Annotated in this window: 9 protein-coding genes; 6 read left to right on the forward strand and 3 right to left on the reverse strand. The window is 70.7% G+C overall.

Features of this window, described 5'->3' with window-relative positions:
• Positions 1 to 21 precede the first annotated feature (21 nt).
• The 3 genes from ACZ3X1_RS13345 to ACZ3X1_RS13355 form a co-directional block, all read right to left on the reverse strand.
• A complete protein-coding gene (locus ACZ3X1_RS13345; protein ID WP_467279430.1) occupies positions 22 to 1,677 on the reverse strand; it encodes a peptide ABC transporter substrate-binding protein in 1,656 nt (551 codons plus the stop codon).
• A 472-nt stretch (positions 1,678 to 2,149) separates the two neighbouring features.
• Complete coding sequence (typA, locus tag ACZ3X1_RS13350) at positions 2,150 to 4,054, reverse strand: translational GTPase TypA (protein WP_356815319.1); 1,905 nt, start codon at positions 4,052 to 4,054, stop codon at positions 2,150 to 2,152.
• A 334-nt stretch (positions 4,055 to 4,388) separates the two neighbouring features.
• Complete coding sequence (locus ACZ3X1_RS13355) at positions 4,389 to 6,701, reverse strand: ABC transporter family substrate-binding protein (RefSeq protein WP_467279437.1); 2,313 nt, start codon at positions 6,699 to 6,701, stop codon at positions 4,389 to 4,391.
• Between the two features lie 346 nt (positions 6,702 to 7,047).
• On the opposite strand from ACZ3X1_RS13355, the gene ACZ3X1_RS13360 reads away from it, so the two are divergent.
• The 6 genes from ACZ3X1_RS13360 to ACZ3X1_RS13385 all read left to right on the forward strand — a co-directional run bounded on the left by ACZ3X1_RS13360 (position 7,048) and on the right by ACZ3X1_RS13385 (position 14,043).
• Positions 7,048 to 7,266 (forward strand): hypothetical protein, encoded by a 219-nt coding sequence (locus tag ACZ3X1_RS13360; RefSeq protein ID WP_356813947.1) that lies wholly within the window; start codon positions 7,048 to 7,050, stop codon positions 7,264 to 7,266.
• 114 nt (positions 7,267 to 7,380) lie between these two features.
• Positions 7,381 to 8,205, forward strand: a complete 825-nt coding sequence (locus tag ACZ3X1_RS13365) for a hypothetical protein (RefSeq protein WP_467279443.1) — start codon at positions 7,381 to 7,383, stop codon at positions 8,203 to 8,205.
• A 1-nt stretch (position 8,206) separates the two neighbouring features.
• Complete coding sequence (locus ACZ3X1_RS13370; protein WP_356813945.1) at positions 8,207 to 10,117, forward strand: fumarate reductase/succinate dehydrogenase flavoprotein subunit; 1,911 nt, start codon at positions 8,207 to 8,209, stop codon at positions 10,115 to 10,117.
• Complete coding sequence (locus tag ACZ3X1_RS13375) at positions 10,114 to 10,884, forward strand: succinate dehydrogenase/fumarate reductase iron-sulfur subunit (protein WP_467279449.1); 771 nt, start codon at positions 10,114 to 10,116, stop codon at positions 10,882 to 10,884. The genes ACZ3X1_RS13370 and ACZ3X1_RS13375 overlap by 4 nt, the downstream gene beginning before the upstream one ends.
• A gap of 206 nt (positions 10,885 to 11,090) precedes the next feature.
• Positions 11,091 to 13,238, forward strand: a complete 2,148-nt coding sequence (locus ACZ3X1_RS13380; RefSeq protein WP_467279453.1) for a TPM domain-containing protein — start codon at positions 11,091 to 11,093, stop codon at positions 13,236 to 13,238.
• Between the two features lie 85 nt (positions 13,239 to 13,323).
• Positions 13,324 to 14,043 (forward strand): PspA/IM30 family protein, encoded by a 720-nt coding sequence (locus ACZ3X1_RS13385; RefSeq protein ID WP_356813942.1) that lies wholly within the window; start codon positions 13,324 to 13,326, stop codon positions 14,041 to 14,043.
• The last annotated feature ends 38 nt before the right edge of the window (positions 14,044 to 14,081 follow it).

Here is a 14,081-nt window from a genome sequence, read left to right on the forward strand (position 1 = left end):
CGGATATACCGTCCGAACCGATTACTTCTTGAGCGAGATCTTCTCGAGGATCGGGTCCTCGTTGAAGTTGATGTCGTCCAGACCGTTGAACTTGTCGGTCGCCATCAGGCGGAACTGGGAACGGTTGAAGGTCGGGATGAGGGCCATGTCGTCCATGGCCATCTTCTCGGCCTGCTTGTACATCGCGATACGCGCGGCCTCGTCCTTGGTGGCGCGGGCCGTGTCGATCAGCTTGTCGAACTCGGGGTTGTTGTAACGGGCGCGGTTGTCACCGACCACGTTGCCCTCGGCGTCCTTGTTCATCGACTCCGAGTGCAGCAGCGGGAACAGGAAGTTCTCCGGGGTCGGGTAGTCCGCACCCCACGCGAAGCGGTAGAGGCCGGTGGCCTGGGTACCCTGCTGCTCCTTGAGCAGACCCGGGAAGTCCTTGCCGTCCAGCTTGACCTTCAGGCCGAGGACGTCCTCGAGCTGACGCGCGACGGCCTGGACCCACTCTTCGTGGCCCGCACCGGTGTTGAAGGAGAACTTGATCTCCGTGCCCGGCTTCAGGCCGCCCTTCTCGGCGTGCTCCTTGGCCTTGGCGACGTCCTGCTTGACGCAGGAGGTGCACAGGTCCTTCTGGTACGCCTTCGGGAACGCCGGCGGCACGATGGTCGTCGACGGGGTCTGGAAGCCCTGGAAGACACCCTTGGCGATGGCCTGGCGGTCGATCGCGTAGGAGATCGCCAGACGGGCGTCCTTGTTGTTGGTCGGGCCGTTGTCACCGATCGGCAGAACCCAGTTCATGCCGTTGGTGTCCTTGGCGAACCACTTGTTCTGCGGCTTGAACTTCGCCTCGGCCGTCTTCAGCATCGGCGTCGGGATGTGCGCGTAGTCGAAGGTGCCGGCCTGGAAGCCGTCGTACTCGAGCTGGTGCGCGGTCTTGTCGTTGAGGAGGGTGACCTGGACCTTGTCCAGCTTCGCCTTCGTCAGGCCGTAGTCGTCGTTGCGGACGAGGTTGATGGCCTTGTTGTGCTCCCAGCTGCCGTCCATCTTGAACGGGCCGTTGCCGACGGGGGCCTCGCCGAACGCCTTGTCCTCTTCGCCGACCTTGGCGACCTTCGGGACCGGGCTGTAGGCGGTGTGCGCCGTCTTCAGCACGAACTCGCAGTCGGCCTTGGACAGGTCGACCTTGATGGTGTGCGGGTCCGGGGTGGTGACACCGGAGAAGGTCTTGGCCGAGCCGTCCTGCAGCTCCGCGTAACCCTTGATGCCGGCGAAGTGGTACGCCACGTCGGACGCGGCGGCCTTGTGCGCGGAACGCGCCCAACCGCGGGCGAACGCCTCGGCGTCGACGACCTCGCCGTTGGAGAACTTGGTGTCCGCCTTGACCTTGAAGGTCCAGGAGGTGCAACCCTCGTCCGAGCTGGCCGACTCGGCCAGCGCGGGCTCGGCCAGGCCGTCCGGCGTGTTCGAGTACAGGCCGGTGAACAGGGCGTTCGACAGCAGGATGCCCGTGGACTCGTGGGCGCGCCCCGGGTCGATGGTGTCCGGCTCCGTGCTGCCCAGGCGGAACGTGCCGCCGCCGGCAGAGTTGCCCTTGTCCTTGCTGTCACCGTCACCGCCGCCACAGGCGGTAGCGGTCAGGGCGACGAGAACCGCGCCCACGACCCACTTGGCGCTCTTGGCACCGCGCATGGGTTTCCTCCTCATGAGTCCACTGATCGACTTGAGGGGCATGAAAACCTCGCCGACACCCCTGACGGCGAATGGTTTCCTGCCCATAGTGTGCTCGTGAGTCGGCGCGATCCCCACATCGCGTGACCCATTGACCCGAGCTCAATGGAGCCATCCTCAAGGACTGCCAGGCCGTAAACCACACTTAAGTGGTCTCGTTTTCACAACATCGATCCGCAGCAGAAACCCGAAATCCGGACAAACGGATAGGAGACAGACACGTGCGAAACGGACGGTTAGCTCATCATCCGGAGTGTCACGGTCGGTATGCGGACACCTGAACGCAAAAATCCGCTTGACAAAAGCGAACAGCCCCTTCCCGCACGGAGTCCGTGAGGGAAGGGGCTGCTGTTCTACCACGCTCGTGCGGCCGTCCACGACCGCCGCGGCCGCCGCCCGGGCGGACCCGGGACCGGCGGCCCGAACGGGGCTGTTACTTGCCGGACTTGGCGCGCGACGCGGTGCGCGAGCGCTCCTTCTGGTCCAGGACGACCTTGCGGATGCGGACCGCCTCCGGGGTCACCTCGACGCACTCGTCGTCGCGGCAGAACTCCAGGGACTGCTCCAGGGAGAGCTTGCGCGGCGGAATCACGTTCTCCGTGTTGTCCGCCGAAGCCGCACGCATGTTCGTGAGCTTCTTCTCCTTGGTGATGTTCACGTCCATGTCGTCGGAGCGCGAGTTCTCGCCAACGATCATGCCCTCGTACACCTCGGTGCCGGGGTCGGTGAACAGGACACCGCGCTCCTGCAGGTTGATCATCGCGAACGGCGTGACCGAGCCCGCGCGGTCCGCGACCAGCGAACCGTTGTTACGGGTCACCAGCGGGCCGAACCACGGCTCGTAGCCCTCGTGGATGGAGTGCGCGATACCGGTACCGCGGGTCCCCGTCAGGAACTCCGTGCGGAAGCCGATGAGGCCGCGGGACGGGACGACGAACTCCATGCGGACCCAGCCGGAGCCGTGGTTGGACATGTTGTCCATGCGGCCCTTGCGGACGCCCATGAGCTGCGTGACCGCGCCCATGTGCTCCTCGGGGACGTCGATCGTCATGCGCTCGACCGGCTCGTGCACCTTGCCGTCGATCTCCTGCGTGACCACCTGCGGCTTGCCGATGGTCAGCTCGAAGCCCTCACGGCGCATCTGCTCGACCAGGATGGCGAGCGCGAGCTCACCGCGGCCCTGGACCTCCCAGGCGTCAGGGCGCTCGGTGTCGAGCACACGCAGGGAGACGTTACCGATCAGCTCGCGGTCCAGGCGGTCCTTGACCTGGCGGGCGGTGACCTTGCGGTCCTTGACCGCGGACTTGGCGTCCGCGCCCTTGCCGGTGCCGCCGCGGCCGACCATCGGGGACGTGTTCGTACCGATGGTCATGGAGATCGCCGGCTCGTCGACCGAGATCAGCGGCAGGGCGATCGGGTTCTCCGGGTCGGCCAGGGTCTCGCCGATCATGATCTCGGGGAAACCGGCGACCGCGCAGATGTCACCCGGGCCCGCCACCTCGGCCGGCTTGCGGGTGAGCGCCTCGGTCATCATCAGCTCGGTGATGCGGACGTTGGAGATGGTCCCGTCACGCTTGATCCACGCGACGGTCTGGCCCTTGCGCAGCTCGCCCTGCTCGACGCGGACGAGCGCGATGCGGCCGAGGAAGTTGTCGGCGTCCAGGTTCGTGACGTGGGCCTGGAGGGGGGCCTCCTCGTCGTACACCGGGGCCGGGACGTGCTCCAGGATGGTGGAGAAGAACGGCTCCAGGTTGTCGCTGTCCGCGGGGACGGTGCCGTCCTCCGGCTTGGTCAGCGAGGCGACGCCGTCACGGCCGCAGGCGTAGACGATCGGGAACTCGATCTGGTCCTCGTCCGCGTCCAGGTCCAGGAAGAGGTCGTAGGTCTCGTTGACGACCTCGTCGATCCGGGAGTCCGGGCGGTCGGTCTTGTTGATGCAGAGGATGACCGGCATCTTCGCCTGCAGGGCCTTGCGCAGGACGAAGCGGGTCTGGGGCAGCGGACCCTCCGAGGCGTCCACCAGCAGGACGACGGCGTCCACCATCGACAGACCGCGCTCGACCTCACCACCGAAGTCGGCGTGGCCGGGGGTGTCGATGATGTTGATCGTGATCGGGGCCCCGCCGTCCTTGGGGTGGTACTTCACCGCCGTGTTCTTGGCGAGGATCGTGATGCCCTTCTCACGCTCCAGGTCGTTCGAGTCCATCATGCGGTCGTCGAGGTGCTGGTGGGCGGCGAAGGCACCGGCCTGCTTGAGCATGGCATCGACGATGGTCGTCTTGCCATGGTCGACGTGGGCGACGATGGCGACGTTACGGATGTCGTGGCGCGTGGGCACTTCGGCGCTTCTCCCGGGATCGTGGATGGCGTCGCGTACGGCCTGGCACGCGCGCCTCGACCGGGCGAAAACCTGCCACGGCCTTACCCCATGGTACGTCGCGTGGCGGGAACCGCCTGCCGTGGGGTGTGTCAAGAGGCCGGAGGGATGAGTGCGGCCGAGCGTGAGGTGGGGTGCCCGGGCCGCCGTTCCTGCGGGAATTCATGCGGGTCAACGGGTATCCACGACCTTGCCCGCCGGAGTTCCGGCGGGCAAGGGACTTGAGTCACATCTGAGCTTGTGACCCGTGGGTCAACCTGACAGGCACCCCTTTGTCACCACATCTTCGCCCGGGCTACTTCTTCCTCTCCTTGGCCTTCGGCGCCTTCTTCCAGCCGATGTCCTGGTAGCGGGGGGAGCCGAGGCCGAAGGCGCCGGCGTTGACCAGGCTGGGCTTGACCGCCACCAGCTCGGGGCGCTGGAAGAGCGGGATCGATCCGGCCGCCGCCCAGATCCTGGCGTCGGCCTTGCGCACCAGTTCGCGGGACTGGGCCTCGTCCAGCTCCCCGACGGCCTGGTCGAACAGCTGGTCGATGTGGTCGGTGCCGACCCGTGTGTAGTTCTGTTCGACGAGGAGCGAGCCGTCCGCCGCCGGCTCCGGCTTGGCGAAGATCGGCCGGGCGTCGGTGGCGGGGAAGGCCGTAGCCGGCCAGGAGTAGAGCGCCAGGTCGTACTGGCCCGAGGCGATGTGGTCCTTGAAGAAGCTGTCGTCGGCCACCTTGGTCGTCTCGGTGTTCACCCCGAGCTTGCGGAGCATCTGGGAGATCCGCTCACCGACGGTGCGCAGGGACTCCGAGCCGGGTCCGGCGGGGAGGACGAACCGCAGGGTGAGCGCCTTGCCGTCCTTGGCGAGCATGTTGCCCGAGGTACGGGTGGCCTGCTTGGCCGGGGCCGGGGACCCCTGGGCGGGATCGGTCGCGTCGCCGTCCAGGGCCGCGCTGCGCTCGGCGTCGTCGGCGGTGCGGGCCTGGGCCGCCTGGGCGAGGAGGGAGGCCTTCTGCTGCGCCCCGAAGGGGGCGGGGGCCAGGACCGGCGAGACGCCGTCCTGCTCGCCGTCCGCCGCGGCGGCGTCGGCGGCCCGGGTGTCGGCGCCAGCGCCGGTGTCGGTGTCGGCGGCCTCGCCGTTGGCCCCGTCGTCCTCGCCCACGATGTACAGGCCGTCGTTCCCGGTGCCCGGGCCCGCGGGGGTCTTGCCGTCGTCCTGCGGCGCGCTCTCCGGGCCGGCCTTGGCCCCGGCCGGCTCGGTGATCTTCCCGCCCCGGCGCCAGCCGGCGTCGGCGAGGAGGGCCTGGGCCGCCTTGGCGTCCTGGCCGCCGAGGGCGTCGCTGTTGTCGGCGTACGCCTGCTGCCCGGCCAGGGCCACGTGGCTGCCGACCGGCTTCGCGGGCAGGCCGAGGGGCTTGAGTACGAGGTCGGCCAGCGCCTGGCGGTCCAGGGCGCGGGCCACCGCCCGGCGCACCCGTTCGTCCGCCAGCGGGCCGGACGCACCGTTCATCGCCAGCTGCGTGTAGGCCGGCTCCAGGGACTTGCGGACCGTGAAGCGCCGCAGGGCCGCCTGCTCGTCCGCGTACCGCTTCACCGCCTCGGTGTGCTTGGTGCGGGCCTCCCTCTCCTGCGCGGCCTTCTCCTCGTCCGTACCGAAGGCGTTCGCCCAGGACAGCGTGGCCTGCGCCGGGGTCGTCGCGGCGCCCGGGCCGTGCGCCGGGGCCCCGGCCCCGCCGGCGGCACCCTTGCCGGCGGCGTCCCGGCGGGCCAGTGCGATGCGCTCGGCCCCGGAGCGGTCGATCTCCGCCAGGTCGACCTTCCCGGCGGCCAGCGCCGCGGGGCGCTCGGCCCGCGGCACCGCGGTCAGGACCAGCGTGTCCAGCTTGGCCTGCTTGCCCCACCAGCGCGGATTGCGCGTCAGGGCGGCGGTGCCCGTCTTCTTGTCGATCGCCCCGAGGGCGAAGGGCCCGGCGGTGACCTTCAGGGTGCCTCGGGCGCCCTCGTTGAAGGCGTCCGGGGTGCCGGTGACCTGCTTGGGGTAGAGCGGGGAGAACAGCGAACGCCAGTCCGTGTACGGCTTGGCGAAGGTGACCCTGACCTCCAGATCGGTCTTGCCCTTCTCGATCTTCTCGATCCGCTCGTAGCCGGCGTTGCGCGCCGTCCAGTACGCCGTGTCCTTGCCGCTCAGGGCCCGCCACTGGGCCACGAAGTCGGGGGCGCCGATCTCCCGCCCGTCGCTCCACACGGCCTGCTGGTTCAGCTTGTACAGGACGACCTGCTTGGGCTCCCGCTCGATGACCTCGGCCTTCTCCAGGTAATCAGGATTGGCCACGGGCCGGCCCTTGGCGTCCAGCACGAACAGCTGCGGCAGCACGGCTCCCGCGATCCTGCTGGTGGTCGCGTCCGCGTCGGCCTGGAAGGCGTTGAGGGTCTGCGGAAGGGTGTCCACCGCCCACCGCAGCACACCCCCGTCCGCGACCTTGTCGCGGGTGGTCGTGGCGATGTCCTGTCCGGCGGCTGCCGGGCCGCCCTCGTCGTCACCCGCGCCGCAGCCCGTGAGCAGCGGCAGTGCGAGGACTCCCGAGGTCAGGAGCGCCAAGGACCTGCGCCTTCTCTGGGACATGGGTGGTACCTCCGGGGCGGGGCGTGGGGGAAGCATGATCACGTTCGGCGGTATATGGAGCTGATCACACCGGTTGCCGGACTCCACTGAAATCGACGGCGCTCCGCACCCTTCGCAGCCGCCTCTCGCCACGCCGCGAACCCCACCCGTGCGGACCAATCCCACTTGCGCGGCAAAAGGGCGTTCCCCCGGAGGAGGGATGAGAATGGGGGCGGGGAGGGCGCACAGTTCACGCCTGCGCGCCCGCAATCGCTGCGCGTCCCTTCACAACCGGGGACACGAAGCGCGACACTCGCAGGCGCACATGAGCGTTGCCACCGCACCCTGGCGGAAATGAGGGCAAATCATGTCCATGAACGACGATCTGACCGCAGTACGGCGCAGCCTGGACGAACTGACGCGCAAGGTCGAGCGGCTGGAACGGCAGGCCGCGCGCCAGAAGCCCGCGTCGGCCGCGCCGGATCCGTCCCGGATGGTGACGGTCCCGGACACCCCCTACGACAGCACGCTGTGGACGGACTCCGACGACGAGGGCCTGGGCGCCCGCGACCGCCGCGCTCCCTGACGCCACCCGTACGCCACCCGCACGCCGTCCACCCCGCACCCCGTCAGGCCCGGCCGCCCCGCGGCCGCCGGGCCTGAGGGAGGCGTCCCCTCATCACTCCAACCGGAGTCCTCTTTGGCCACAGGCACGGAACGACCCCAGCAGCGGCCCGGCGGCGTCCACGACGCCTCGCGGGCCGCGATCGCGGCCCGGCACCTGCGGACCGACCGGTGGTGGCTCGCCCCCGCCGGCACCGCGGCCGGGCTGCTCGCCTTCATCGTCTACTCGACCTGGCGGGCCTTCGCGAACGCCGACTACTACGCGGCCCCCTACGTCTCCCCGTTCTACTCCCCGTGCCTCGCGGAGAACTGCGTAGAGATGCGCGGGGGCCCCAACTGGGACCTCTTCGGCAGCTGGTGGGGCCTGTCCCCCGCGCTGCTGATCCTGGTCTTCCCGCTCGGCTTCCGGCTGACCTGCTACTACTACCGCAAGGCCTACTACCGCGGCTTCTGGGCCTCACCGCCCGCCTGCGCCGTCGCCGAGCCGCACACGAAGTACACCGGCGAGACCCGCTTCCCGCTGATCCTCCAGAACGCCCACCGGTACTTCTTCTACGCGGCCGTACCCGTCGCGGGAATCCTCACCTACGACACCGTGCTGACCTTCCGCGACGAGCACTACGCGTGGGGCCACATGGGCCTGGGGACCGTGCTGTTCCTGGTCAACATCGCGCTGATCTGGGCCTACACGCTGTCCTGCCACTCCTGCCGCCACATCATGGGCGGCCGGCTCAAGCACTTCTCCAAGCACCCGGTGCGCTACCGGCTCTGGGGCTGGGTGAGCCGGCTCAACTCCCGGCACATGCAACTGGCCTGGGCCTCCCTGATCAGCGTGGCCCTGTGCGACTTCTACGTCTACCTGCTGGCCAGCGGCGCCTTCACCGACCCGAGGATCTTCTGAGATGGCTCAAGTGGAACGGCAGCAGTGGGACGTGGTCGTCGTCGGCGCGGGCGGCGCCGGGCTGCGGGCCGCGATCGAGGCCCGCGAGCGGGGTGCCCGTACGGCCGTGATCTGCAAGTCCCTGTTCGGCAAGGCCCACACGGTGATGGCGGAGGGCGGGATCGCCGCCTCCATGGGCAACGTCAACGACGGCGACAACTGGCAGGTGCACTTCCGCGACACCATGCGCGGCGGGAAGTTCCTCAACCAGTGGCGGATGGCCGAACTCCACGCCAAGGAGGCCCCGGACCGGGTTTGGGAGCTGGAGACCTGGGGTGCCCTCTTCGACCGCACGCCCGACGGGCGCATCTCCCAGCGCAACTTCGGCGGACACGAGTACCCCCGCCTCGCACACGTCGGCGACCGCACCGGCCTGGAGCTGATCCGCACACTCCAGCAGAAGATCGTCGCCCTGCAGCAGGAGGACTTCAAGGAGCACGGGGACTACGAGGCCCGGCTCAAGGTCTTCCAGGAATGCACCGTCACGAGGGTGCTGAAGGAGGCGCAGAGGGTCTCGGGGGCCTTCTGCTACGAACGCGAGTCCGGCCGCTTCTTCGTCCTGGAGGCACCGGCCGTGGTCCTGGCCACGGGAGGCATCGGCAAGTCCTTCAAGACCACCTCCAACTCCTGGGAGTACACCGGCGACGGCCACGCCCTGGCCCTGCTCGCCGGTGCGCCCCTACTCAACATGGAGTTCGTGCAGTTCCACCCGACCGGCATGGTCTGGCCGCCGTCGGTGAAGGGGATCCTCGTCACCGAGTCCGTGCGCGGCGACGGCGGGGTGCTGCGCAACTCCGAGGGCAAGCGGTTCATGTTCGACTATGTCCCCGACGTGTTCAAGGAGAAGTACGCGGAGTCGGAGGAGGAGGGCGACCGCTGGTACGAGGACCCGGACCACAACCGGCGCCCGCCCGAGCTGCTGCCCCGTGACGAGGTGGCGCGGGCGATCAACGCCGAGGTGAAGGCCGGCCGCGGCTCCCCCCACGGCGGGGTCTTCCTCGACGTGTCCACGCGGATGCCGGCCGAGAAGATCAAGCGGCGCCTGCCCTCCATGTACCACCAGTTCAAGGAGCTGGCGGACGTCGACATCACGGCGGAGCCGATGGAGGTCGGGCCCACCTGCCACTACGTGATGGGCGGGATCGCGGTCGAGTCCGAGACCGCGGCCACCGTCGGCGTGCCGGGCCTGTTCGCCGCGGGCGAGGTCGCCGGCGGGATGCACGGCTCGAACCGGCTCGGCGGGAACTCCCTGTCCGACCTGCTGGTCTTCGGGCGGCGGGCCGGGCTGCACGCCGCCGAGTACGCCGCGCAGGGCGGCGACGGCAGCGGGCGCCCGGCCGTCTCCCAGGCGGAGATCGACGCGGCGGCCGCGGAGGCGCTGGCCCCGTTCCACGCCGCCGAGGGCGCGGAGAACCCGTACACCCTGCACCAGGAACTCCAGACGACCATGAACGACCTCGTCGGCATCATCCGCCGGGAGGGCGAGATGGCCGAGGCCCTGGAGCGGCTCGCCGCCCTGCGCGTACGTGCCTCCCGGGCCGGCGTCGAGGGCCACCGGCAGTTCAACCCTGGCTGGCACCTCGCCCTGGACCTGCGGAACATGCTGCTGGTCAGCGAGTGCGTGGCCCGCGCGGCCCTGGAGCGCACCGAGAGCCGGGGCGGGCACACCCGAGAGGACTGCCCGGCGATGGAGCGGACCTGGCGCCCCGTGAACCTGCTGTGCCGGCCGGTGGACCCCGCACCGGCGGACCCGGCGGCCGACCGGATCGAACTGGTCCGGACCCGCACCGAACCCATCCGCCCCGACCTGCTCGCACTGTTCGACAAGGAAGAGCTGGTCAAGTACCTCGCCGAAGAGGAGCTGTACGAATGAGCACGTACGACGCGAGCTTCCGGGTCTGGCGGGGCGACGCGGAGGGCGGGGAACTGCGGGACTTCACCGTCGAGGTGCACGACGGCGAGGTGGTCCTGGACATCGTCCACCGGCTCCAGGCCACCCAGGCCTCAGACTTGGCGGTGCGCTGGAACTGCAAGGCGGGCAAGTGCGGCTCGTGCAGCGCCGAGGTCAACGGGCGGCCGCGGCTGATGTGCATGACGCGCATGTCGACCTTCGAGCGGACCGAGACGATCACGATCACTCCGCTGCGCGCCTTCCCCGTCGTCCGGGACCTGGTCACGGACGTGTCCTTCAACTACCGGAAGGCACAGGAGGTACCGGCCTTCGTGCCGCCGGAGGGGGTGGCCCCGGGCGCGTACCGGATGCAGCAGATCGACGTGGAGCGCTCACAGGAGTTCAGGAAGTGCATCGAGTGCTTCCTGTGCCAGGACACCTGCCACGTGGTGCGTGACCACGAGGAGAACAAGGGTGCCTTCGCCGGTCCGCGCTTCCTGATGCGGGTGGCGGAGCTGGACATGCACCCCCTGGACGCGGCCTCGGAGGCGGGGCTCGACCGCAAGCGGGCCGCGCAGGAGGAGCACGGGCTCGGCTACTGCAACATCACCAAGTGCTGCACGGAGGTCTGCCCCGAGGGCATCAAGATCACCGACAACGCCCTGATCCCGCTGAAGGAGCGGGCGGTGGACCGCAAGTACGACCCGCTGGTCTGGCTGGGCAGCAAGATCGGACGCCGGAAGGGCTGAGGGGCGCCCGGGGTCCTCCGCGCGAGGACCCGGGACCCCTGCCGGTCAGCGGCCCGAGTGGTCGATGACGTTGCCGTTGGAGCAGTCGTCGGCGTGGGCGGGGGCGGCGAGGCCGAGGACGGCCGCGGCGAGCAGGGCTGCGGTCATATCTTCTTCATGGCCTGCCGACGACCGCTCCCGGACGGGATCACTGTCCCTTGCTCCGGATGCGGGCAGGGGGAACCGCTCATACCCTCCCAAATGTGATCACGCCGAGAACCGCGCCGCGCAGCAGAGCACTCGCACGGGCCGGGCTCGCCCTGGCCGCCGCACTGCTGGCGCTCGGCGGCTGGGGCCTCGCGCAGGCGCCGGACGCGCGGGCCGAGGACCCCGTCGCCCTGTCGCAGCAGGGGCAGATCACCGACCTCGTGGGCGCGCTCGGCAACCGGAGGCCCGCCGTCACCACCGCCCTCGACGAGCTGTACGCCGACCGGAAGATCCAGCTCTTCGTGGCGTACGTGCGGGACTTCTCCGGGCGCTCCGCCCAGAGCTGGGCGGACGCCACCGCGCAGCGCAACGGCCTGGGCCGGGACGACGTCCTGCTGGCGGTGGCCACCGGGGCCCGCCAGTACGCCTATTCGGCCGATGTCGACTCCGGTTTCACCGAGCAGCAGCTGGCCGAGGTGGCGCGTACCGCCATCGAGCCGGCGCTGCGGCAGAACGACTGGGCGGGCGCGGCGATCGGCGCGGCGAACGGTTACGACGCGGTCCTCGGCGGGCAGCCCGTCCCGGCGCCGACCATCACGCCCGGCCCGCCCGACCCCGGCGGCGGCAGCGACGGCAGCGGCGCCGGGGACTTCGTGCTGCCGGTGGTCGCGGTCGGCGCGGCCGCGGCGCTGGGCGTGTACGCGTACCGGCGCCGGGGACGCAGGGACACCGCGGCCGGCGGCCGCGGGACGACGACCGGGCCCGGCTGGCTCGAAGGCGCGCCGGACCGCCTGCCGCTGCCGGAACTGGACGGCCGGGCGGCATCCCTGCTGGTGGAGACGGACGACGCGGTCCGCACCAGCGCCGAGGAACTCGGTTTCGCCGTCGCGGAGTTCGGTGAGGAGGCGGCGGCTCCCTTCACGGCGGCCGTGGAGTACGCCAAGGGCGAGCTGACGCTGGCCTTCCGGCTGCGCCAGCAGCTCGACGACGCCTACCCGGAGGACGACGCGACCCGGCGCCGGATGCTGGACGAGATCGTGGCCCGCTGCACCGGGGCGAACCGGCGGCTCGACGCCCAGGCGGCCGACTTCGACCGGCTGCGGGACCTGGAGAAGAACGCCCCGCAGGCCCTGGCGGCCGTGGAGCAGCGCTACCTGGAGCTGACCGGGCGCACCACCACCGCCGAGGCGACCCTGACCGCGCTGACCCGGCGGTACGCGGACTCCGCCTCCGCGCCGGTCTCCTCCCATCCCGAACAGGCCGAGGACCGCCTGTTGTTCGCGGCGACCAACCTCGGCCTGGCCCACGCGGCGGTCGACGCCGGCGAGAACGGCACCGCGGCCGTGCACGTACGGTCCGCCGAGGGCGCGGTGGACCAGGCGGCGACCTTGATGGACGCGGTCGAGCGGCGGGCGCAGGAGCTGGCGGAGGCGGCCGGGAAGCTGCCTGGCGCGCTGACCGAGACGGAGACCGACCTCGCGGACGCCCGCGGGCTGCTGACCGGTACGGCGGAGGGCACCTCGACGGCGGACCTGCGCGGGCGCATCGGCCGGGCCGAGTCCGTACTGGCCGACGTGCGGCAGGAGGAGGCGGCCGGCCGGTACGACCCGATCGACGCCCTGCGCCGGGTGGAGGAGGCCGACGCGGCCCTGGACGACGCCCTGGCCGGGGCCCGGGAGCGGGAGTCGGGCCGGCAGCGGGCCGTGGCCCTCCTCGACCAGGCCATGCTGTCGGCGCGCAGTGCGATCGGCGCGGCGACGGACTACATCACCACCACCCGGGGCGCGGTGGGCAGCCAGGCCCGCACGCGGCTGGCGGAGGCGGACCGGCGGCTGGAGCGGGCGGGGGCGCTGGCGGCGGGCGATCCGCCGGCGGCGCTGGCGGAGGCCCAGCAGGCGGACGCGCTCGCGCGGCAGGCCCAGCAGCTGGCCGAGCAGGACGTGCGGGCGTACCAGGATCCGTACGCGGGCCGGCGCGGCGGCGGGCAGGGCGGCGCCGTGTTGGGCGGGATCATCCTCGGCGAGATCCTGCGGGGCGGCTTCGGGGGCGGCGGTGGCGGCTTCGGGGGCGGTGGGGGCTTCGGTGGTTTCGGCGGCGGGGGCAGCGGCCCGGGCTCCTTCGGCGGCGGCGGCACGCGGGGCCGCATGGGCGGCGGCGGCCGCTTCTGAACCGCCGGCTTCCGAACCGCCGGCCCGAACCGCCCGGGGCGCGGGTCCGTACCGGACAGACCATCCTCATCAGGAGAGGCCCATCATGAGCAAGCAGACGATCCTCGGCCGGGTCACCCAGCTCGCCAAGGCCAACATCAACGCACTGCTGGACCAGGCGGAGGACCCGCAGAAGATGCTGGACCAGCTGATCCGTGACTACAGCAACAACATCTCGGAGGCGGACCAGGCGGTCGCGACGACGATCGGCAACCTGCGGATGCTGGAGGCGGACCACCAGGAGGACGTGGACGCGGCCGCCGAGTGGGGCTCCAAGGCCCTGGCCGCCAGCCGGAAGGCGGACGAGCTGAGGGCGTCGGGGGCGACGGCGGAGGCCGACCGGTTCGACAACCTGGCGAAGGTCGCGCTGGGGCGGCAGTTGCAGTCGGAGAAGGAGGCGAAGACGGCCGAGCCGACGATCGCCGCACAGACGGTCGTCGTCGACAAGCTCAAGTCGGGCCTGGAGTCGATGCGGAACAAGCTGACGGAGCTGCAGGCCAAGCGGGACGAGCTGGTGGCCCGGGCGCGGACCGCGCAGGCGCAGAACACGATGCTGGACGCGGTGAAGAGCATCGACGTCATGGACCCGACGAGCGACCTCAACCGCTTCGAGGAGAAGGTGCGGCGGGAGGAGGCGATGGCGCTGGGCAAGCAGGAACTGGCCGCGTCCTCCCTCGACGCCCAGTTCGAGTCCCTGGAGGACCTCGGCAAGGCATCGGAGATCGAGGCCCGCCTGGCCGCCCTCAAAGGGGGCCGGGCCGCCTAGGGGGTTTCCGCGAACCCTTCGGCGCGCTGATCCGCGGC

Source organism: Streptomyces sp. NPDC023541 (assembly GCF_055559995.1).

What these genes read in the sequence shown, in the direction of transcription:
- ACZ3X1_RS13345 (WP_467279430.1), bottom strand. Translation starts at nt 1,677, where the DNA reads ATGCGCGGTGCCAAGAGCGCCAAGTGGGTCGTGGGCGCGGTTCTCGTC.
- ACZ3X1_RS13355 (WP_467279437.1), bottom strand. Translation starts at nt 6,701, where the DNA reads ATGTCCCAGAGAAGGCGCAGGTCCTTGGCGCTCCTGACCTCGGGAGTC.
- ACZ3X1_RS13360 (WP_356813947.1), top strand. Translation starts at nt 7,048, where the DNA reads ATGTCCATGAACGACGATCTGACCGCAGTACGGCGCAGCCTGGACGAA.
- ACZ3X1_RS13370 (WP_356813945.1), top strand. Translation starts at nt 8,207, where the DNA reads ATGGCTCAAGTGGAACGGCAGCAGTGGGACGTGGTCGTCGTCGGCGCG.
- ACZ3X1_RS13375 (WP_467279449.1), top strand. Translation starts at nt 10,114, where the DNA reads ATGAGCACGTACGACGCGAGCTTCCGGGTCTGGCGGGGCGACGCGGAG.
- ACZ3X1_RS13380 (WP_467279453.1), top strand. Translation starts at nt 11,091, where the DNA reads ATGCGGGCAGGGGGAACCGCTCATACCCTCCCAAATGTGATCACGCCG.
- ACZ3X1_RS13385 (WP_356813942.1), top strand. Translation starts at nt 13,324, where the DNA reads ATGAGCAAGCAGACGATCCTCGGCCGGGTCACCCAGCTCGCCAAGGCC.